Source organism: Mesorhizobium sp. M0909 (genome assembly GCF_040319515.1).
Lineage (GTDB): Bacteria > Pseudomonadota > Alphaproteobacteria > Rhizobiales > Rhizobiaceae > Mesorhizobium.
Genome location: NZ_JAMYOA010000001.1, coordinates 197181 through 215504, shown reverse-complemented (window position 1 = coordinate 215504; position 18324 = coordinate 197181). Strand labels below are relative to the sequence as shown.

The following is an 18324-nucleotide window of genomic DNA, read 5'->3' as shown; positions in this document are numbered from 1 at the left end:
CGGCCGCATTTAGCCGCTAGACGTCCATGCCTGCGAACAAAAAAAGAGCCGCGGATAAGGCGGCTCTCAGGAGTTTAACAGGGAGGCGTCAAACAAAGTGGCTCCAACCACTCGGTAAGAATCCAGATCACTGGATGGACATAGTAAACGCCTGTAAAGCTTAACGAAGCCTTAACGCAGCGCATATTTTTCGATCAAGGGCCCGGCATCTGTGCCGTAACAGCACAGCTGACCGGCCAGGGCGGCGTTCACACCACTGGCTGGAAGCGGGGGCGACCCGCTTGCGCCATGGTTCCTCCAGATCGTGACCGACATACCGAAACAAAGCGGCACTGCGCACGACATCGTTCCGAAACAGGCGGCGCGCTAAACGCCGCGCTCCTCGCAACGAGGCGGAGCAAACCTTGCGCTCCGGCAATCATGAAAATCTCTCAAGGAGCAAACAATGGACTGGTACTCGGTCGTTAAATTTCTGCACATCGTCTCGGCGATCCTCTGGGTCGGCGGCGGCTTCACGCTGATGCTGCTTGCGGTACGCGCCGACCGTGCCGGAAACGTCGAAGGCATGCTGCAGGCGATGCGCGCCACCGGCGAGCTCGGCAACCGGTTCTTCGCGCCGATGTCGATGCTGACATTGCTCTTCGGCCTCATCATGTGCGGCTTCTGGGTCGGCTTTTCCGATCTGTGGGTGCTGATCGGCCTTGCCGGTTATGCGACGACCTTCTGCATCGGCATGTTCGTCTTCAAGCCGACTGCCGACCGCATGGCAGGCATGATCGCCAAGGATGGCGTGACGCCGGCAGTGCTTGCCCAGGGCCAGCGCGTCCTCAATGCCGCGCGCTTCGACTATTCGGTGATGCTGGTGATCATCGCAGACATGGTGCTGAAGCCGACGCTGCACGACATCACCATTTTGGGCTGCATGGCGTTCGTGCTGGCAACTGGCGTTGCCCTGGCGCTTGGCAGGACGCGGCCGCTGCTGCCGAGTGCCGCCTGAGGTTTAAGGAATCCGGCGGCGGCCGACTGGGGCCGCCGTCTTACAGAAGGCCGGCGATGCCGTCCCACAGAAGCTTGACCGCGACGACCGCTACGGTCGCATAGGTAAAGGGATAGAACAGTTCCGGCTGCATCCGCCGCACCAGCCAGGCGCCGGCGATTGTCGACAGCGGCGCCAGCGGCATCAGCACCGCCGACGCGGTCAAATTGGTGGTGTCGAACTGGCCGAGCGCGAAATAGGGGATGAGCTTCAGCGCATTGGTGACGGCGAAGAAGATCGCCGCGGTGCCCGACAGCACCTTCGGATCGAGCCTGATCGGCAGCGCATAGACCTGAAAAGGCGGGCCGCCGACATGGGCGACGAAGCTGGTGAACCCGGCAACGGTACCCCAGAAGCCGGCGGCGACGCGGTTGGGCTCCGCTGCGTGGCCGGCACCGTGGCGGAGTTGCAAATAGAGCCAGCGCAGCACGAAGATAAAGGCAACCGCGCCGACGATCAGCCGCACCATCTCTTCGGTTACAAGTGCCGCCGTCAGCCAGCCGAGGGCGATGCCGATCACGGCGCCCGGCATCATGTCGGCCAGCATCTTGCGGTCGAAGATGCCCCACCATGTCCACACCGAGACAATGTCCATCAGGCACAGAATTGGCAGAAGGATTGCGGCAGCCTGAACCGGCGGCATGGTCAGCGCCATTAACGGCACGCCGACAAAACCGACGGCGCCGCCGAAGCCGCCTTTCGACAGGCCGACGAGGATGACGGCCGGAATGGCCGCAGCATAGAACCAGGGATCGACGAGCAGGCCTGACATGAGGGAAAGGAGGCTGGAGGGAAAGTGACCTCTGAATAGACCAGAAATGATCGGACCGCGACCGCAAATATGTGGACCACGGCACCGAAACCCGTCACATGTTTGGCATGTCGAGCGGCGGCGGGCGTCTCCGGATCGGCTGCGCCTTGATGATGGCGGTGCTGGTTTCGGCCTTGTCGGCGATGCGGTCGAGAATCCCGTCGAGCTCGACGATCGAGCGGACGAACAGCCGGGCAACGAAGCAGTCATCGCCCGTCACCTTGTCGCATTCGCCGAATTCCGGGATTTCCTCGATCAGCTTCTGGACGATGTGCAGCTTGCCCGGCAATGGCCGGATGCGAACGATCGCCTGCAAGGCGTAGCCGAGCGCCTGCGGATCGACGTCGATGGTGAACGCGCGGATAACGCCGCGATCGTCAAGCCGCCGAAGCCGCTCCGAAACGCTTGGCGACGACAACCCGACCTGCAGCGCCAGTTCCTTCAGCGAGGTCCGTGAATCCTTGACCAGGATATCGAGGAGCTTTCTGTCGAGATCGTCCAGCATTTTACAATTCCAGGCTAAGAGCGATGTTTACCTAATTTAATGAGGTTTGCCCTGCATATCACCAGCTACAAGTCATAGAAAGACCCGATCCGCCGTGGGATCATCAAATCGCAACGGGTTTCAGGAGCATCCATGGACAACACGGTACGCGGCACGATCGAAATGACGGCGGCGATGGCGATCCTCGGCACGATCGGCTGGTTCGTCGTCCTTTCCGGCCAGCCTATCATGGACGTGGTGTTCTGGCGCTGTGCTTTCGGGGCGGTAACGCTGCTGATCATCTGCGCGGCGCTGGGACTGCTGCGCGGCAGGCTGTCGCTTCGCATTGTCGCGATCGCGGCTCTCGGCGGTGCTGCCATCGTTATCAACTGGCTGCTGCTGTTCAGCGCGTTTTCGCGTGCCTCGATCTCGATCGCCACGGCTGTCTACAACACGCAGCCCTTCATGCTGGTGGGTTTTGGCGCGCTCTTCTTCTCCGAACGGCTGACGGTGACCAAGCTGACCTGGCTCGGCATCGCCTTTGCCGGCATGCTGCTGATCGTGCAGGCCGCGCCCGATGCAGGCGATCATGGTACCGATTACTTTACCGGCATTGCGATGGCGCTGGCCGCGGCTTTCTTCTGGGCCGTTGCGGCTATCGTCACCAAGAAGCTCAAAGGCACGCCGCCGCACCTGATCGCCCTGATCCAGGTCTGCGTCGGCGTTCTCATGCTGGCACCCTTCGCCGATCTCACCCACCTTCCCGCCGATGCGCGGAGTTGGGTCATGCTGGCGACACTCGGCATCGTCCATACCGGCCTGATGTACATCCTCATGTACGGCGCCATCCAGAAGCTGCCGACGCATCTGCAGGGATCGCTGTCCTTCATCTATCCCGTCGTCGCCATCCTCGTCGACGTGGTCGCTTTCGGCCATCGTCTGCAGCCGGCGCAGATCGTCGGCGCCGCCGCCATCCTGGTCGCCGCCGCCGGCATGAACCTCGGCTGGTCGCTGTGGAAATCGAAAGTGCCAGCCTAGAGCTCGCAAGCGACCCCCTGCCGCCTGTTCAACTCCCGCACTTTGCTCTATGCCGCAATGCAACCATCTTCGCCCGGCATAGGCGATAACCGGGACCGAACACCAATGAATGACGCAACGCCGCCCAACCGCTGCCGTATCGTGCTGATCGCGCCGCCGAACGTGCCCGCCGAGCGCATCGCCGCGGCCTTCGCCGGCGGTGACGTCGCCTCGCTTATCCTGCCGGAAAACGGTATGGACGAGGCCGCCTTCCAGGCCTTTGCCGAGCAGATCGTGCCGGTGGCGCAAGCGGCCGGCATTGCCGTCATCATTGCCGGCGACACCCGCATCGCCGGCCGCGTCCAGGCCGACGGCATTCATGTCGAGGTCGGCAAGGACGAGCTCGCCGAAACGATCGAACATTTCCAGGCCAGGATGATGGTCGGCACCGGCGGCGCCAAGACCCGCGATGATGCGCTGGAACTCGGCGAGCTCAGGCCTGATTACATCTTCTTCGGCCGCTTCGGTTACGACAACAAGCCGGAGCCGCACCCGCGCAACCTGTCGCTGGGGCAATGGTGGGCGGACGTGATCCAGATCCCTTGCATCGTCATGGCCGGATCCGATCTTGCCTCGGTGGAAGCGGTCGCCGCCACTGGTGCCGAATTCGTTGCGCTGTCCAGCGCCGTCTTCGCCGACGGCGCCGATCCGAAGACGGCGGTTGCCGCCGCCAACGCGCTGCTCGACGAAACCGCGCCGCGCTTCGAGGACTGACGTGTTCTCGCGGAAAATCCTTTTCAGCGCCTTTCTTGCAACGGCCGTGACGCAGGCGATAGCGGCGGAACCCGTTCCGCTACCGCAGCCCAGGCCGGATTCCAGCGAACCTGCCGATAAGCCGATCGCCGCACAATTGCCGCAGCCCGCCACCACCGCCCCGTTGCCGTCGGCCGATACCATCAACCCCGACCGCTTCGGCGCAAAGCCGTCCGACGCCGCCTACGGCGCCTTTCAGCGCGGGCTCTACAAGACGGCCTACAATCTTGCGCTTTCCCGTGCTCAAAACGGCGATCCGGCGGCACAGACGTTGGTGGCCGAGATACTGTCGCGCGGCCTCGGCGTGCCGGTCGACGCGGCTGGGGCGGCGAAGTGGTATGCGCTTGCCGCCGAGCAGGGCGTGCCGGAATCGCAATTCCAGTATGCGCTGATGCTGCTCGACGGCCGCTACGTCAAAAAGGACGAAAAGGAAGCCTATGCGCTGATGCAGGCCGCCGCCGAGGCCGGCAATCGCCTGGCGCAGTTCAATTTTGCGCAGCTGATGGTCGAGCAGGAGCCCGGCGATGCCGGTATTGCCAAAGCCGTATCCTATTACGAGCGCGCTGCCGCGACCGGGCTTGCCGACGCACAATATGCGATGGCACAGGTCTACGCCAACGGCGCCGGTGGCAAGCCGCGCGACGATGTCCGCGCCCGCGGCCTGCTGGCACAGGCCGCGCGGCAGAACTACGACACCGCACAGATCGATCTCGCCACCTGGATGATCGAGGGGCGCGGCGGCGCACGCGACCTGAAATCCGGCTTCAACTGGATGAAGCAGGCCGCAGAAGGCGGCAATGTCGCTGCCCAGAACCGTCTCGCCAAGCTCTACATGAACGGCATCGGCACCGATCCGGATCTGATCCTAGCCGGCGCCTGGTATGTTGTCGCCCGCCGCGCCGGGCTCATCGACCAAGAAATGGACGATTTCCTGCAGGGCCTGACCGACGAGCAGACACAGCAGGCGCTGCAACGGGCCAACCGCCTGCCCTGATCGCGATCTCGCGACTCATCGCACCCGGGCTCGTCAGGCGGGCTCACTGCGTATGATCGAGCACGACCTTGCCGAAGGGCGAGCCGTGTTCAAGGTACCGAAAGGCTTCGGCGGCCTGGTTCCACGGCATAACCCGGTCGATCACCGGTCTCAACCGGTTGACGACAATGGCGCGGTTCATCGCCTCGAAGGATTCGCGTGAGCCCACCGGTATGCCTCGCGCCCGGACCTGCCGGCGGAAGATGTCGAGCGGGTTGATGGCGCCGTCATTGCCACCGAGATAGCCGATGACGTTGATCTGGGCGCCGCGCGCCGCTGCCCTCAGGGATTGTGCAAAACTCTGCGGTCCGCCAACCTCGATGATATGGTCGGCGCCGCGGCCATCCGTCAATCCCAGCACGGCCGATGCCCAGTCGGGGACGCTGCGATAGTTCACGCCATCCTGCGCGCCAAGTTGCTTTGCCCGCGCAAGCTTCTCGTCGCTGCTCGACGTCACGATGACGCGCGCCCCGGCAGCGGCGGCGAACTGCACCGCAAACAGCGAAACGCCGCCGGTGCCGAGGCAAAGCACGGTGTCGCCGGGTTTGACGCTGCCCTCCGTAAACAGCGCGTGCCATGCCGTCACGCCGGCGCATGGCAGCGTCGCTGCTTCGAGGTCGCTCAGATTGGCCGGCGCCAGCACCGCCGCCTGTTCGTCGAGCCGGGCAAATTCGCTGAGCAGCCCGTCGATTGGGCCGCCGCGTTGATAGGAGGGCTCAGCCATCGCGAAACTGCCCCCGACCCAGCGTTGCCAGAACGTGCCGCAGACCCGGTCGCCGATCTTGAACCGGCTGACCTCGGCGCCGATGGCAACGACTTCGCCGACGCCGTCCGACAGCGGCACCAGCGGCAATGCAAACTTCGTGTGATAGCTGCCGCGGACGATCTCGGCATCGCGGTAGTTCAGCGCCGTGGCCTTGACCTTCACAATCATCTCCTGGCGCCCTGGTTCAGGCATCGGCCGCTCGACCATTTTGAGGTTCTCCAGGCCGCCCGGGCTCCGCAATTCGATCGCTTTCATCGTCGTTCCTTTCCAGCTGGGTCCTGCCGGAGGAAAATCGCTTGCCATCCATCCGATTTCAAATTCATAATGTTCAGAATAATTATGCTTCTATGACATGTTCGGGTGTATCGTGCTTGAAGAACTGAAAACACTGGCCCTCTTTGCCGAGGAGGGTTCGATTCAGAAGGTGGCTCGACGCCTGCCATTGACGCAGCCGGCCGTCACCCGTCAGATCCAGCGGCTGGAGGAAATGCTCGGCACGGAATTGCTCGACCGCCGGCTGAAACCGTCACGACTGACCCCGGCCGGCGTAGAAGTGCTGGCACGCGGCAAGCACATTCTCGCTGCGGTCGACGCGCTGAGATCATTCGCCAAGGGCGACGAACCGGAGGGCCTGCTGCGGCTCGGCCTCGCGCATGGACTTTGCGACAAAGCTGTGGCCGCCGCTATTGCTGATGCCGTGGCGCGGTTTCCGAAGGTCTCGCTGCGTCTGAAGAGCGGCTGGAGTCTTGAGCTGGCCGACCAGCACAAGCGCGGACAGCTCGACCTCGCCTTCATCCTGGACGGCAGCAATTCCAAAGCCGGCGACGGTGTTGTCGGAACCGAGCCCCTCGGCATCATCGCTGCCGAAAACACCGGCCGGCAAGTTGACGTCAAGACCATGCCCTGGGTCCTCAGCCCTGAACCTTGCGACGCGCGCCGGCGGCTGGCGGCTGCCCTTGCCGAGGGCGGCCACAGATTGATCGTCGGCGCCGAGATTCAGGACAGCGCGCTGCAGATCGACTGGGTTCGTCGAGGCCAAGGCCTTGGCCTGCTGCCCAAGCGGCTGCTGCGGGAAAAGCTGCCGCAGGGTATTGCCCTGGTCGACGCTCCCGGCCTCGAGCTGTCGCTGCGAATTGTCGTGCTGCGTTCGCCGCACCTGCATCTTTTGAGAAAGGTTGCCGACGCGGTGACCGGGGCGGTCACCGCAACCGTCGGGACGGACTGAGGCTGCCGCGCCGCGCTGCCGGGCCAGCTTCCCGCTTCACCTGAAAGGCGCTCCTTGCCTCTGCTGGCGATTTGTGGTCTTGGAGGCGCCAAATTGCCGTTTGCGGCGATCATCTCATTTCCGGATCACCTCACCATGGCCAAGATCAATGGCAACGAAATCCGTCCCGGCAACGTCATCGAGCACGATGGCGGCCTTTGGGTGGCGGTCAGGACCAACACCGTCAAGCCCGGCAAGGGCGGCGCCTACAACCAGGTCGAGCTCAAGAACCTGATCAACGGCACCAAGCTCAACGAGCGCTTCCGTTCGGCCGAAACGGTCGAGCAGATCCGGCTCGATCTGAAGGATTTTTCTTTCCTCTACGAGCAGGGCGACGCGCTGGTGTTCATGGACACCGAAAGCTATGAGCAGCTCGAACTGCAAAAGGAGTTCGTCGGCGATCGCGCCGCCTTCCTGCAGGACGGCATGATGGTGACGGTCCAGCTCTATGACGAAAGGCCGATCGGCATTTCGCTGCCCGACTATGTCACCTTGACCATCTCCGAGGCCGACCCGGTGGTGAAGGGCCAGACGGCAGCCTCGTCCTACAAGCCGGCGATACTCGAAAACGGCATCCGCGTGCTGGTGCCGCCGTTCATCGGCTCGGGCGAGCGCATCATCGTCGATACCAACGAAATCACTTACGTGCGCCGCGCCGACTAAAGCGCGGGCAGCAGGAAGAAACACAATGCCGCGTTCCGCGATCCTCAATGTCATGGTCCAGGCCGCAATGAAGGCCGGCCGCTCCCTGTCGCGTGACTTCGGCGAAGTGCAGAACCTGCAGGTCTCGATGAAGGGGCCAGGCGACTATGTCAGCCAGGCCGACCGCAAGGCCGAAGACATCGTCTTTGCCGAACTGTCGAAGGCGCGGCCCGGCTACGCCTTCCTGATGGAGGAACGCGGCGTGATCGAGGGCGACGACGGCCAGCACCGCTGGATCGTCGACCCGCTCGACGGCACCACCAATTTCCTGCACGGCATTCCGCTCTTTGCCGTTTCGATCGCGCTGGAGCGCCAGGGCCAGATCGTCGCCGGCGTCGTCTACAATCCGGCGATGGATGAGCTCTATACCGCCGAGCGCGGCGGCGGCGCTTTCATGAACGACCGCCGGCTGCGCGTCGCCGGCCGTACCAAGCTGGTCGATGCGGTGATCGGCTGCGGCATGCCGCATCTCGGGCGTGGCCAGCACGGCAATTTCCTCATCGAGTTGCGCAATGTCATGGCCGAGGTTTCTGGCGTCCGCCGTCTCGGCTCCGCCTCGCTCGATCTCGCCTACGTCGCCGCCGGCCGCATGGACGGGTTCTGGGAAACCGGCCTGTCGGCCTGGGATGTCGCCGCCGGCATCTTGCTGATCCGCGAGGCGGGCGGTTTCGTCTCCGATTTCGCCGGGGGACAGGACGCGCTGAACGCCGGTTCGCTGGTTGCCGGCAACGAACTCATCCAGCGCGCGTTGTTGAAGACCATAAAAAGGCCACTCTCAGCCAGCTGATAGAGGCGCGCCGCGCTGAAGCGCCGCAGTCGCAAAACCGCAACCAAAGCTTGAAATACTCGCCCGCGGCCGCCCAGATAAGGCGACGCAGGATCATCGATGACGAACAGCCGGCCCAAATCCGAGAGCGAATTCTCCCAGCTCGACATTCCTTTTATGGGGCGCTGGCATTACTCGCGCGCCGAGATCATCGCCGACGGCATTGTCCACGCCGTGGGCATCGTGCTGGCGATCGCTGCCGGCTCGACGCTGCTGGCACTGGCCGCCTATCGAACCGGCCCCGGCGAATATGTCGCCGCCGCATTCTATGTGGTCTCGCTGCTCACCGTGCTGTCGATTTCGCTGGCCTACAATGTCTGGCCGGTGTCGTCGCCGGCAAAATGGATATTGCGGCGCTTCGACCATGCCGCGATCTACCTGCTGATCGCTGCCACCTACACGCCTTTCCTGGCCCAGCTCGGCGGCTCGCCGCTGGCCGTTTCGATGATCGTCCTGGTCTGGACCGCCGCGGCGGTCGGCATCGCCATCAAGGTCTTTCTTCCCGGCCGTTTCGACCGGCTGGCGATCGTCTTCTATCTAGCCATCGGCTGGAGCGGTCTCGTTCTGGTGGAGCCGCTCGTGCGGACGCTACCGGCGACATCGATCGCGCTCATCGTTGCCGGCGGCATCGTCTACTCCTGCGGCGTGATCTTCTTCGCCTGGAAGGGCCTGCGCTTCCACAATGCGCTGTGGCATGGCTTTGTCGTCACCGGCGCCGGCCTGCATCTGGCCGCCATGGTCGACTGCCTGGTCATCAACCGGCTTTGACCTCCGGTCGCGGACAGTGGCAATATTGCCAAGCGCCATTCAATTTCGTCACAATTCCGTTTAGAGTCGCAAACACAAATTGATCGGCGGCGACGGCATCGGAAACGGGGCACGGATGACTCTTCTCAGATCCTTCGGCATGGGCAGGCGCTCCGACGTTCTGATCTACGATCCGCACAAATTGTCGAGCCCGCAGGTGTTTCTGCTGACCATGGTGATCTTTCTGTTCATCGTGGCCTTTATCGCCGCCATCCTGACGCGCCAGATCTCGACCGCCTTCGTCACCAATCCCGGCCTCAACGGCCTGATCATCGGCGTGCTGGCGGTCGGCATCCTGCTGGCCTTCGTCCAGGTCGGCCGGCTGTTCCGCGAGGTGCGCTGGGTCAACTCGTTCCGCGCCGGTTCCGAAACCACCGAACCGGTGCTGCTGGCGCCGATGAAGGCGATGATCGGCCGCTCCTCGACGATTGCCTTCTCGACCAGTTCGATGCGCACCATGCTGGATTCGATCGCCACCCGCCTCGACGAAAGCCGCGACACGTCGCGCTACCTTGTCGGACTGCTGGTGTTCCTCGGCCTGCTCGGCACCTTCTGGGGCCTGCTCAACACGATCGGCTCGATCCGCGAAACCATCGAGTCGCTCGATCCCGGCACCGGCGATGCCGCCGCCGTGCTCGAATCCCTGAAGCAGGGGCTTTCCGCGCCGTTGGCCGGCATGGGCACCGCCTTCTCGTCCTCGCTGTTTGGCCTCTCCGGCTCGCTGGTGCTCGGCTTCCTCGACCTGCAGGCCGGCCGCGCCCAGACGCGCTTCTATACCGAACTCGAAAACTGGCTGTCCTCGGTCACCGACCTGTCCTCCGACATCGTCGTTGCCGACGCGGCGAGGACCGAACCCTCCGAGGAAATCCGGCTGTTGTCGGAAAAGCTGCGCACTCTGCAGGAAAATGGCGGCGGCTCCAATCCGCGCGTGGCCACTGCCATGGCCAATCTCGCCGACGGCATTTCCGGCCTGGTCAAGAACATGCGCTCGGAACAGCAGATCATGCGCGACTGGGTCGAGGCCCAGTCCGACGAGCAGAAGGCGATGCGCAACACCCTGGAGAAGATCGCCGACGCCTTGAAGAAGCCCGGAGTGCATTGACGTGGCGTTAGCGCGAGGCCGGCGCTCCGACCGCCGCATCGATTACTGGCCGGGCTTCGTCGATGCGCTGTCGACGCTGCTGTTGGCGATCATGTTCCTGCTCACGGTTTTCGTGCTGGCGCAATTCCTGCTCGGCCGCGAGATCTCTGGCAAGGACACGGTGCTCAACCGCCTCAACTCGCAGATCAACGAGCTGACCCAACTTCTGGCGCTGGAGCGCTCGACGACGCAGGACAAGGAAGACACCCTTGCCAATTTGCAGGCATCGCTATCCGCATCGGAGGCCGAAAAAAGCCGGCTCGAGCAATTGCTGGCGCAAGGCGCCGGTGCCGGCGATGCCGCCAACCAGCGCGCAACGGCCCTTTCCGGCGAACTCGACAGCCAGCGCCAGATCAGCCAGCAGGCGCTAAGCCAGGTCGAGATCCTCAACCAGCAGATTTCGGCGCTGCGCAAGCAGATCGCAGCGCTCGAACAAGCGCTCGACGTGTCCGAAACGCGCGACCGCGAATCCAACACCAAGATCGCCGATCTCGGCCGCCGCCTCAACGTCGCACTGGCGCAACGCGTGCAGGAGCTGAACCGCTACCGGTCCGATTTCTTCGGCCGCTTGCGTGAAATTCTCGCCGATCGCGAGAACATCCGTATCGTCGGCGACCGCTTCGTCTTCCAGTCGGAAGTGCTTTTCCCGACCGGCTCCGAAGTGATCAACGACGCAGGCAAGGTCGAGATGAAGAAGCTTGCCGATGCCATCATCGAATTGCAAAAGGAAATCCCGCCGGAGATCAACTGGGTGCTGCGCGTCGATGGCCACACCGACAACAAGCCGCTCTCCGGCACCGGCCGCTACCGCGACAATTGGGAATTGTCGACGGCGCGCTCGACCTCGGTGGTCAAGTTCCTGATCGAGAACGGCGTGCCGGCCAACCGGCTGGTCGCGGCCGGCTTCGGCGAATTCCAGCCGCTCGACCCCGCCGATACCGAAGAGGCGCGCAACAAGAACCGCCGTATCGAGCTGAAGCTGACCGAGCGGTGATCTGCAAGCCTTTGGCTTATATCATGCGCCAGGGCGACCCGGCTCAAGTCGGCGGCATTTAGTGCACTGGTGCGGCAGCGGCAAGAGCTGAAAAAATTACCTTTTTTTAATTACATTTTGCCGCCGTGGCCTTTTTGGCCTTGGTCATGGGCCTAGAGCCGCCGGCGTGGAACCGCTGATCGCGACGCGACGGAACCTGACGGCCCGCGGCCGGAAGGCAGGGCCCTCCCAACCACCGCCTTCCCCAGTAAAGGAGACGCAACCATGCGCTTCTTCGCTCCCAGGAATCTTAGGACCGCTGCGCTCGCCACACTTCTCCTCGTTCCGTTTGCCGGCGCTTACGCCGGCCCACGCGAGACGGCCTTGATCAATCAGATCCAGAGCGTGGAGACAGGTATCCAGGGCGCCATCCAGGCGAACAAGCTCGAGCCGGGCGAGGCGCGTGACTTGCGCACGCAGGTCGCTCAACTCGACCGGGCCGCCGAGAGGGCCGCACGCGAGGGAACGATGCCGAGCACGCAAGATCAGCAGTTGCTGGCGCAGCTCGACGATGTCAGCCAAAAGCTGCGCGCTGATACCGGCAGTGCCTTCCTCATCGGCAACGGCGCCGATGGCGGATACTATCCGAACGGCTATGGCCCAATCTATCCAGGCGGCTGAAACCGGCCGCAATGCCCGGCGCTGTGGCAATTGATTTTTTGCGCATGATCCTTGTCCAGCTTTCGGTTCAGGGATCATGCGCTAGCCCAACGCCTGCGCAATCAGCGCCAGCACTGCCGGCACTGTTCGGATGAACAGGATTTTACGGCCCGCCGTTGCCGCGCCGTAAAGGCCGGCGACGGCGACGCAGACCAGGACGAAGGCTTTGAACTGAAAACCGGCCGTTGCGGCCGGCATTCAATGCGTCGGTCGCGGGCGGCTTTCGGGGTTGCCAACAGTTTTGCATTAATATCTTTTCTCGCCGTCAAATCAGCGGAACCCACAATGTCCTTTCAAAAACTCGACGACCTCGGCCACAAGCTCGAAGCACTGGAACACGCCCTCGCCATCCTCGGCGCCGATGAAGCGACCCATATGGCGGTCGGCGGCGGCGAGAAGCGCGCGGAGGCAATGTCGGCGCTTGCCGGCATGCACCATGCCCGGGCGACTGCACCGGAGATTGCCGATTGGATCGCGGCGGCCGAGCAGGAAGCACTGAACGAAGAGCAGCAGGCCGCGGTCAGGGAATTCCGCCGGCAATACACCAACCTGACCTGCCTGCCGGTCGAGTTCGTCGAGCGCCAGACGACCGCGCGCATGCGCTCCGAGCAGCTCTGGCGCGACCTGCGCGCCAAGAACGACTGGGCCGGCTTCCTGCCGGCGCTGGAAGGCGTCGTGGCGCTGGTCCGCGAGGAGGCGGCACTTCGCGCCGAGGTACTCGGGCTCGAGCCTTACGACGCGCTGATGGAGCAATATGATCCAGGCAATCGCACCGCCGACATCACGCCTGTGTTTGCCGAGTTGAAGGCCTTCCTGAAAGGCTTCGTACCGGAGGCACTGGCCGTGCAGGAAGAGCGGCTGGTGAAACATCCGCTGAAGCCGCTTTCCGGCAGCTACCCCTTGGACAAGCAGCGCGAGCTCGGCCTCGCCATGATGGCGGCAGTCGGCTTCGACCTCACCCACGGCTCGCTGTCGGTTTCGCACCATCCGTTCTGCGGCGGCGTGCCGAGCGACGTGCGCATCACCACCCGCTACAAGACCTCGGATTTCCTGTCGGCGCTGATGGGCGTGCTGCACGAGACCGGCCATGCGCTGTATGAGCAGAACCTGCCGAAGGCATGGGCGCACTGGCCGCTCGGCAAAGCGCGCGGCATGGCGGTGCATGAAAGCCAGAGCCTGTTCGTCGAAAAGCAGATCGGCCGCAATCCAGAATTCTGGCGCTGGGCGCTGCCGGTGGTCGAAAGACACCTTGGCGAGAGGTGGACGATCGACGACATCCTGCCGCATGTGCACCGGGTCGAGCGCGGCCTGATCCGCGTCGATGCCGACGAGGTCACCTATCCGCTGCACGTCATCCTGCGCTACGAGCTGGAGCAGGAGCTTGTCTCGGGACGGCTGGAATCAGCCGACCTGCCCGAGGCCTGGGATGCCAAGATGCGCGATTATCTCGGGCTGTCGACATCAGACAATCCGGCTGATGGTCCGATGCAGGACGTCCACTGGCCGGGTGCCGCCTTCGGCTATTTCCCCTCCTACACGCTCGGCGCCATGATGGCGGCGCAGCAATGGGCGGCGCTGACCAGAGATCATCCTTCAGCCGACGAAGACCTCGCCAAGGGCGATTTCGCCGCGATCAACGACTGGCGCCGCAAAAGGATCTGGTCGCAAGGCTCGCGCTGGTCGACGCCGGAACTGCTCGAACGCGCCACCGGCGAAAAGCTCAATGCCGCGCATTTCACCGATCACCTGAAGAAGCGGTACGGGAAGTGAGCCGCTCCGTCTATTCCCGGCTCTTGCCGCGGTGACCGCAGAAATCCGCGAAACTGGCCTTTACTTTGGTGGGAAAGCCTCTGAAAAAGGAGTTCTTCCAAGTTGGGCGAGCGTAGATGTCTGCCTGTTACAGTTTTCATAGGGTGAAGTCTTTCTGGCCCCGCTTGGTATTTTTCATCTTATTGATCGGTCTGAGTTCTCCGGCCATGTCCGACGACATGGTTTTCAAGGGTCCGGCAGAAAGCTGGGTAAAGCAGCTTGATATTCCGGCTGCCGATCCCGCCCGATCGGATCAAATCAAGAATGGCGTTTCATGGCTGCTCTCGGACGACCAGATCAAGCATCGCGCCGGCGGCTATGTCGAATACTCGCGCACCGTCTATAAAATCGTCGACCGTCCCGGCCTGGATCGTGGCGCGAGTATCGATCTGCAGTTCGATCCGTCCCGGCACAAGGTCACGCTCAACCATCTTCACATCATCCGCGATGGTGCCGTTCTGGACCGGCTGGAAGGCGTCGAATTCGACATCTTCCGCAGGGAAAGAGACGCCGAGAAAGGCGTCTTCGACGGCTGGCTGACAGCACATGTCAACATCGATGACGTGCGTGCCGGCGACATCGTCGATTACGGGTCGACCTACGAAGTAACACCGCTGGTCGGCAAGGACCTTTTCTTCAAGAATTTCTCCACCGAATGGGAAGAGCCGGTAGCGCTTCTCCGCACAAGCATCATTTGGCCTTCGGGCCAGCCGCTCCAGATCAAGACAAGGGGAACCCGACTTAGGCCCTCAATCTCCCCGACTGGGCCGGACAGCACTTATCTATGGGAAATTCCAAACCCGAAACCGGTCAATGTCGAGGATAACCTGCCCGTGACCTATCAAGGCTGGGGCTCCGTCGATGTCGCGTCTACCGCGAATTGGCAAAGCGTGGTCGATGCCGTTGCGCCCTATTACAAGCCAGCGACCACTTTTCCCCCGGCTTTTGCCGCAAAGCTCGACGACATCGCTCTGCGGCATCCGGTGCCGGAGGACCGAATGGTCGAGGCAATGCGGTTGGTGCAGGACCAGATCCGCTATGTAAGCCTGTCGATGGGTGCCGGTTCCTACGTTCCGCGTGATCCCGCGACGGTTATCCTGAGCGGGTTCGGTGACTGCAAGGACAAGGCCCTGCTGCTGGTTTCGTCGCTTGTGCGGCTTGGCATTGCTGCCGAGGTCGCCTTGGCCGATCTCGACGAGGGAAGGGCCCTGGACCAGCATCTGCCGGCGCTCCGCGATTTCGACCATGCCATAGTCAAGGCAAGGATCGGAGCAAAGACATATTGGCTGGACGCCACGAACTATCTTCAGGGCGGCACGGCGCACAATCTCGCACAGCCGGACTACGGCTTCGCGCTGCCGCTTTCCAGCACCGGCGGGTTGGAGAAGATGCCGAGTCCTGTGCTCACCAGCCCATCGATCCAGATCGCCGAGGAATTCGACTTTCCGCGCAAACCGGGCGATCCCCTCGTGCTGACGGTCTTCTCGACATATGAGGACGCCGATGCCGATTGGATGCGCGGCAATTTCGCCAGCCGGTCGCTGAGCGAGGTGTCGGACGCCTACCTGAAATACTACAACAAGCAATATCCAGGCATCCAAACCATCGCCAAGCCGGAAATCGTGGATCGCCGCGACGGCAACATAGTGAGCGTGAAGGAAAGTTATCGCTTGCCGGCGGAGGCGCTGGCGGCCAACGATCTGGCAAAGAATTTCCCGATCCGCGCGGCCGATCTCGGCAACAACTCTCTTCCAACCCCGACAATCGTCGACCGAACCGGGCCCGTCTCCCTCGGCTCCCAGTTCTACCGCCGCCACAAGGTGACCGTGCGCAACCTCAAGGCGAGATTTTCCGGCGAATCGATGAAAAACGTCGTGACGCCCTATCTGTCTCTCAAGGCGTCCTGGTCCAACACGCCCACTGAGTTTCAAGTTGAATGGAACTTTCAGACGCTGGCAAGCGAAGTGCCGGCCAAGGCCATTGCCGACTATCTGAAAACCTTCGATGACGTCGCAGACCAAATTCGCTGGCAGTACGATTTTACCTATGAAGAGCCGCCGGCCGATGTGCAGCTCAGCGATCCGGCAAAGGAGCAGCGACAGACCGTCGCCAGCATGCTTTTGTTGTCGTTGCTTGTCGGCGTTCCCCTGTTCATCGCCTATCGACGCGGCAAACGCCGAGCTTTCGGTAGCTGAAGAATCCCGGCCGTCGCGGGCAGACCTACTCGGCCGCGCCCCTGAAAGCATTCGCACCGGTATCGAACTGCAGCTTGGCCAGCCGCGCATAGATGCCGCCCTTGGCGACCAGGCTCTGATGCGTGCCTTCCTCGACGATGCGGCCGCCATCCATGACCAGGATGCGATCGGCCTTCAGCACGGTTGCCAGCCGATGGGCGATGACGATCGTGGTGCGGCCCTGCATCAGCCGGTCCAGCGCCGTCTGCACCAGCGTCTCGCTTTCGGCATCGAGTGCCGAGGTCGCCTCGTCGAGCAGAAGGATCGGCGCATCGCGCAGAATGGCGCGGGCGATCGCCACGCGCTGGCGCTGGCCGCCCGACAGCGTCACGCCGCGCTCGCCGACCTGGCTGTTATAGCCTTTTTCGAGCTTCAGGATGAACTCGTCGGCAAGCGCGTCCTTCGCCGCTGCCTCGATCTCGGCCTGGCTGGCACCGGGCCGGCCAAAGCCGATATTGTCGCGCGCGCTCGCCGCAAAAATGGTGACGTCCTGCGGCACGATGGCGATGCGCGCGCGGATCGCGGCCGGATCGGCCTCGCGCAGATCGATCCCGTCGATGACGATCCTGCCGGCCTCCGGATCGTAGAAACGCAGAAGCAGCGAAAACACCGTGCTCTTGCCGGCACCGGATGGCCCGACGATCGCCACCGTCTCACCGGGTTTGACCTGAAAGCTCAGACCATGGACGGCGGCGCGGTCGGGCCGGGCCGGATAGGAGAAGGAGACATCGTCGAAGCTGACCGCGCCTCTCGCCTTTGCCGGCAGCGGCTTCGGATCGGCGGGCGCCTGGATCGCGGGTTTCTCGGCCAGTATCTCGGTCAGCCGTTCGGCGGCGCCCGCTGCCTGGGACAGTTCGCCCCAGACTTCCGACAGGGCGCCGAGCGCGCCGGCGGCGAACACCGAATAGAGCAGGAATTGGCCAAGCGTGCCCGGCGACAGCGTCCCGTCGAGCACGTCGCGCGAACCGAACCATAGCACCGCCACGACCGACGAAAAGATCATGAAGATGGCGAAGAAGGTGAGAAAGGAGCGCGCAAAGATCGACGCCCGCGCCGCTTCGAACGCTGCTTCCACGGCGGATGAAAAATACCCGGTTACAAGCTTCTCGTTGGTGAAGGCCTGCAGGGTGCGCACCGCGCCGATCTGCTCGCTGGCGTAGGCGGTGGCATTGGCCAGAGTATCCTGCGCCAGCCGTGACTTGCGCCGCACCGAGCGGCCGAAGGCGACCAGCGGCAGCACGATTAGCGGAATGGCCGCGATAACCAGGCCGGACAGTTTTGGGCTGGTGAAGACCATCATCGCCACGGCGCCGAGGCCAAGGATGACGTTGCGCAAAGCCACCGAGGCGGTAGCACCGACGGCCGATTTGACCTGCGTCGTGTCGGCGGCGAGCCGCGAGACGATCTCGCCCGACTGGGCGTTATCGAAGAAGGATGGAGACAACGTGGTGACATGGGCAAAGACATCGCGGCGGATATCGGCAACGACGCGCTCGCCGAGCGTGATTACGAAATAGTAGCGGCTGGCAGACGCCGCCGCCAGCACGGCGGCCATCACCACCAGCATCGCGAAATATTCGGCAATGAAGCTGGAATCGGAAGCGGAAAAGCCGTGATCTATCATCCGCCGCACGGCCAACGGCAGCGCCAGCGTCGTCGCCGCCGCCACGGCCAGCGAGACGATCGCGCCGATGACCATTTTGCGGTAATGCATGATATAGGGAAACAGGCGCTGCAGCGGCCTCAGCGAGCGCCTGCGCTCGTCTGCATCGCCGCTGATGTTCGCCATGACCCGTTTCCTTTGGCCCTTTGAGGTTCGCGCCATCAATATGCGCTTGCCGCGGCCTTGTGATTCAATTCCGGCTGATGTATAGGCTCGCCGACCGTT

General features: G+C 63.1%; 17 protein-coding genes and 1 pseudogene. 13 read left to right on the top strand and 5 right to left on the bottom strand.

The features are described from left to right. The first annotated feature begins 445 nt into the window (after positions 1–445). Complete coding sequence (locus tag NKH83_RS01065; protein ID WP_352476095.1) at positions 446–997, top strand: DUF2269 family protein; 552 nt, start codon at positions 446–448, stop codon at positions 995–997. 40 nt (positions 998–1037) lie between these two features. Here the strand turns inward: NKH83_RS01065 and NKH83_RS01060 are convergent, their stop codons facing one another. Next, positions 1038–1808, bottom strand: a complete 771-nt coding sequence (locus tag NKH83_RS01060; protein WP_352476094.1) for a sulfite exporter TauE/SafE family protein — start codon at positions 1806–1808, stop codon at positions 1038–1040. Positions 1809–1902: 94 nt separating this feature from the next. Beyond that, positions 1903–2352 carry an Lrp/AsnC family transcriptional regulator gene (locus tag NKH83_RS01055; protein WP_352801670.1) on the bottom strand — a complete coding sequence of 150 codons (450 nt, stop codon included), beginning with the start codon at positions 2350–2352 and terminating at the stop codon, positions 1903–1905. A 132-nt stretch (positions 2353–2484) separates the two neighbouring features. Between NKH83_RS01055 and NKH83_RS01050 the strand changes: the two genes are divergently transcribed. The 3 genes from NKH83_RS01050 (at position 2485) to NKH83_RS01040 (ending at position 5155) form a co-directional block, all read left to right on the top strand. Continuing rightward, complete coding sequence (locus NKH83_RS01050; protein WP_352476092.1) at positions 2485–3369, top strand: DMT family transporter; 885 nt, start codon at positions 2485–2487, stop codon at positions 3367–3369. 105 nt (positions 3370–3474) lie between these two features. Further along, positions 3475–4122 carry a thiamine phosphate synthase gene (locus NKH83_RS01045; RefSeq protein WP_254816453.1) on the top strand — a complete coding sequence of 216 codons (648 nt, stop codon included), beginning with the start codon at positions 3475–3477 and terminating at the stop codon, positions 4120–4122. 1 nt (position 4123) lies between these two features. Further along, positions 4124–5155, top strand: a complete 1032-nt coding sequence (locus NKH83_RS01040; protein WP_352476091.1) for a tetratricopeptide repeat protein — start codon at positions 4124–4126, stop codon at positions 5153–5155. Between the two features lie 43 nt (positions 5156–5198). Here the strand turns inward: NKH83_RS01040 and NKH83_RS01035 are convergent, their stop codons facing one another. Next, positions 5199–6215, bottom strand: a complete 1017-nt coding sequence (locus NKH83_RS01035) for a zinc-dependent alcohol dehydrogenase family protein (protein ID WP_352476090.1) — start codon at positions 6213–6215, stop codon at positions 5199–5201. Positions 6216–6327: 112 nt separating this feature from the next. Between NKH83_RS01035 and NKH83_RS01030 the strand changes: the two genes are divergently transcribed. From NKH83_RS01030 to NKH83_RS01000, 7 genes are all read left to right on the top strand, one after another. After that, positions 6328–7185 carry a LysR family transcriptional regulator gene (locus NKH83_RS01030; protein ID WP_352476089.1) on the top strand — a complete coding sequence of 286 codons (858 nt, stop codon included), beginning with the start codon at positions 6328–6330 and terminating at the stop codon, positions 7183–7185. A gap of 135 nt (positions 7186–7320) precedes the next feature. Continuing rightward, positions 7321–7887, top strand: a complete 567-nt coding sequence (gene efp / locus NKH83_RS01025) for an elongation factor P (RefSeq protein WP_352476088.1) — start codon at positions 7321–7323, stop codon at positions 7885–7887. 25 nt (positions 7888–7912) lie between these two features. Beyond that, positions 7913–8713 carry an inositol monophosphatase family protein gene (locus NKH83_RS01020; protein ID WP_352476087.1) on the top strand — a complete coding sequence of 267 codons (801 nt, stop codon included), beginning with the start codon at positions 7913–7915 and terminating at the stop codon, positions 8711–8713. 99 nt (positions 8714–8812) lie between these two features. After that, positions 8813–9520 (top strand): PAQR family membrane homeostasis protein TrhA, encoded by a 708-nt coding sequence (trhA, locus tag NKH83_RS01015; protein ID WP_352476086.1) that lies wholly within the window; start codon positions 8813–8815, stop codon positions 9518–9520. 115 nt (positions 9521–9635) lie between these two features. After that, positions 9636–10661 (top strand): MotA/TolQ/ExbB proton channel family protein, encoded by a 1026-nt coding sequence (locus tag NKH83_RS01010; protein WP_352476085.1) that lies wholly within the window; start codon positions 9636–9638, stop codon positions 10659–10661. Between the two features lies 1 nt (position 10662). Next, the gene (locus tag NKH83_RS01005; RefSeq protein ID WP_352465687.1) at positions 10663–11694 is read left to right on the top strand and encodes a peptidoglycan -binding protein; all 1032 of its coding nucleotides are present in this window, start codon (positions 10663–10665) and stop codon (positions 11692–11694) included. A gap of 264 nt (positions 11695–11958) precedes the next feature. Continuing rightward, positions 11959–12354, top strand: a complete 396-nt coding sequence (locus tag NKH83_RS01000; protein WP_352801666.1) for a hypothetical protein — start codon at positions 11959–11961, stop codon at positions 12352–12354. Between the two features lie 81 nt (positions 12355–12435). Here the strand turns inward: NKH83_RS01000 and NKH83_RS00995 are convergent. Continuing rightward, positions 12436–12576 (bottom strand): annotated as a pseudogene (locus tag NKH83_RS00995) (DUF1304 family protein); the annotation flags it as partial. 102 nt (positions 12577–12678) lie between these two features. On the opposite strand from NKH83_RS00995, the gene NKH83_RS00990 reads away from it, so the two are divergent. Continuing rightward, positions 12679–14163 carry a carboxypeptidase M32 gene (locus NKH83_RS00990; RefSeq protein ID WP_352801664.1) on the top strand — a complete coding sequence of 495 codons (1485 nt, stop codon included), beginning with the start codon at positions 12679–12681 and terminating at the stop codon, positions 14161–14163. A 206-nt stretch (positions 14164–14369) separates the two neighbouring features. Beyond that, positions 14370–16397, top strand: coding sequence for a DUF3857 domain-containing protein (locus NKH83_RS00985; protein WP_352801662.1), 2028 nt, complete (start codon positions 14370–14372; stop codon positions 16395–16397). Between the two features lie 25 nt (positions 16398–16422). Here the strand turns inward: NKH83_RS00985 and NKH83_RS00980 are convergent, their stop codons facing one another. Next, positions 16423–18225 carry an ABC transporter transmembrane domain-containing protein gene (locus tag NKH83_RS00980; RefSeq protein WP_352801660.1) on the bottom strand — a complete coding sequence of 601 codons (1803 nt, stop codon included), beginning with the start codon at positions 18223–18225 and terminating at the stop codon, positions 16423–16425. Positions 18226–18324 lie beyond the last annotated feature (99 nt).

Bases quoted from the DNA above. Each gene is read 5' to 3' on its own strand.
- NKH83_RS01065 (WP_352476095.1), top strand. From the start codon at position 446: ATGGACTGGTACTCGGTCGTTAAATTTCTGCACATCGTCTCGGCGATC.
- NKH83_RS01060 (WP_352476094.1), bottom strand. From the start codon at position 1,808: ATGTCAGGCCTGCTCGTCGATCCCTGGTTCTATGCTGCGGCCATTCCG.
- NKH83_RS01055 (WP_352801670.1), bottom strand. From the start codon at position 2,352: ATGCTGGACGATCTCGACAGAAAGCTCCTCGATATCCTGGTCAAGGAT.
- NKH83_RS01050 (WP_352476092.1), top strand. From the start codon at position 2,485: ATGGACAACACGGTACGCGGCACGATCGAAATGACGGCGGCGATGGCG.
- NKH83_RS01045 (WP_254816453.1), top strand. From the start codon at position 3,475: ATGAATGACGCAACGCCGCCCAACCGCTGCCGTATCGTGCTGATCGCG.
- NKH83_RS01035 (WP_352476090.1), bottom strand. From the start codon at position 6,215: ATGAAAGCGATCGAATTGCGGAGCCCGGGCGGCCTGGAGAACCTCAAA.
- efp (WP_352476088.1), top strand. From the start codon at position 7,321: ATGGCCAAGATCAATGGCAACGAAATCCGTCCCGGCAACGTCATCGAG.
- NKH83_RS01020 (WP_352476087.1), top strand. From the start codon at position 7,913: ATGCCGCGTTCCGCGATCCTCAATGTCATGGTCCAGGCCGCAATGAAG.
- trhA (WP_352476086.1), top strand. From the start codon at position 8,813: ATGACGAACAGCCGGCCCAAATCCGAGAGCGAATTCTCCCAGCTCGAC.
- NKH83_RS01010 (WP_352476085.1), top strand. From the start codon at position 9,636: ATGACTCTTCTCAGATCCTTCGGCATGGGCAGGCGCTCCGACGTTCTG.
- NKH83_RS01000 (WP_352801666.1), top strand. From the start codon at position 11,959: ATGCGCTTCTTCGCTCCCAGGAATCTTAGGACCGCTGCGCTCGCCACA.
- NKH83_RS00990 (WP_352801664.1), top strand. From the start codon at position 12,679: ATGTCCTTTCAAAAACTCGACGACCTCGGCCACAAGCTCGAAGCACTG.
- NKH83_RS00985 (WP_352801662.1), top strand. From the start codon at position 14,370: ATGTCCGACGACATGGTTTTCAAGGGTCCGGCAGAAAGCTGGGTAAAG.
- NKH83_RS00980 (WP_352801660.1), bottom strand. From the start codon at position 18,225: ATGGCGAACATCAGCGGCGATGCAGACGAGCGCAGGCGCTCGCTGAGG.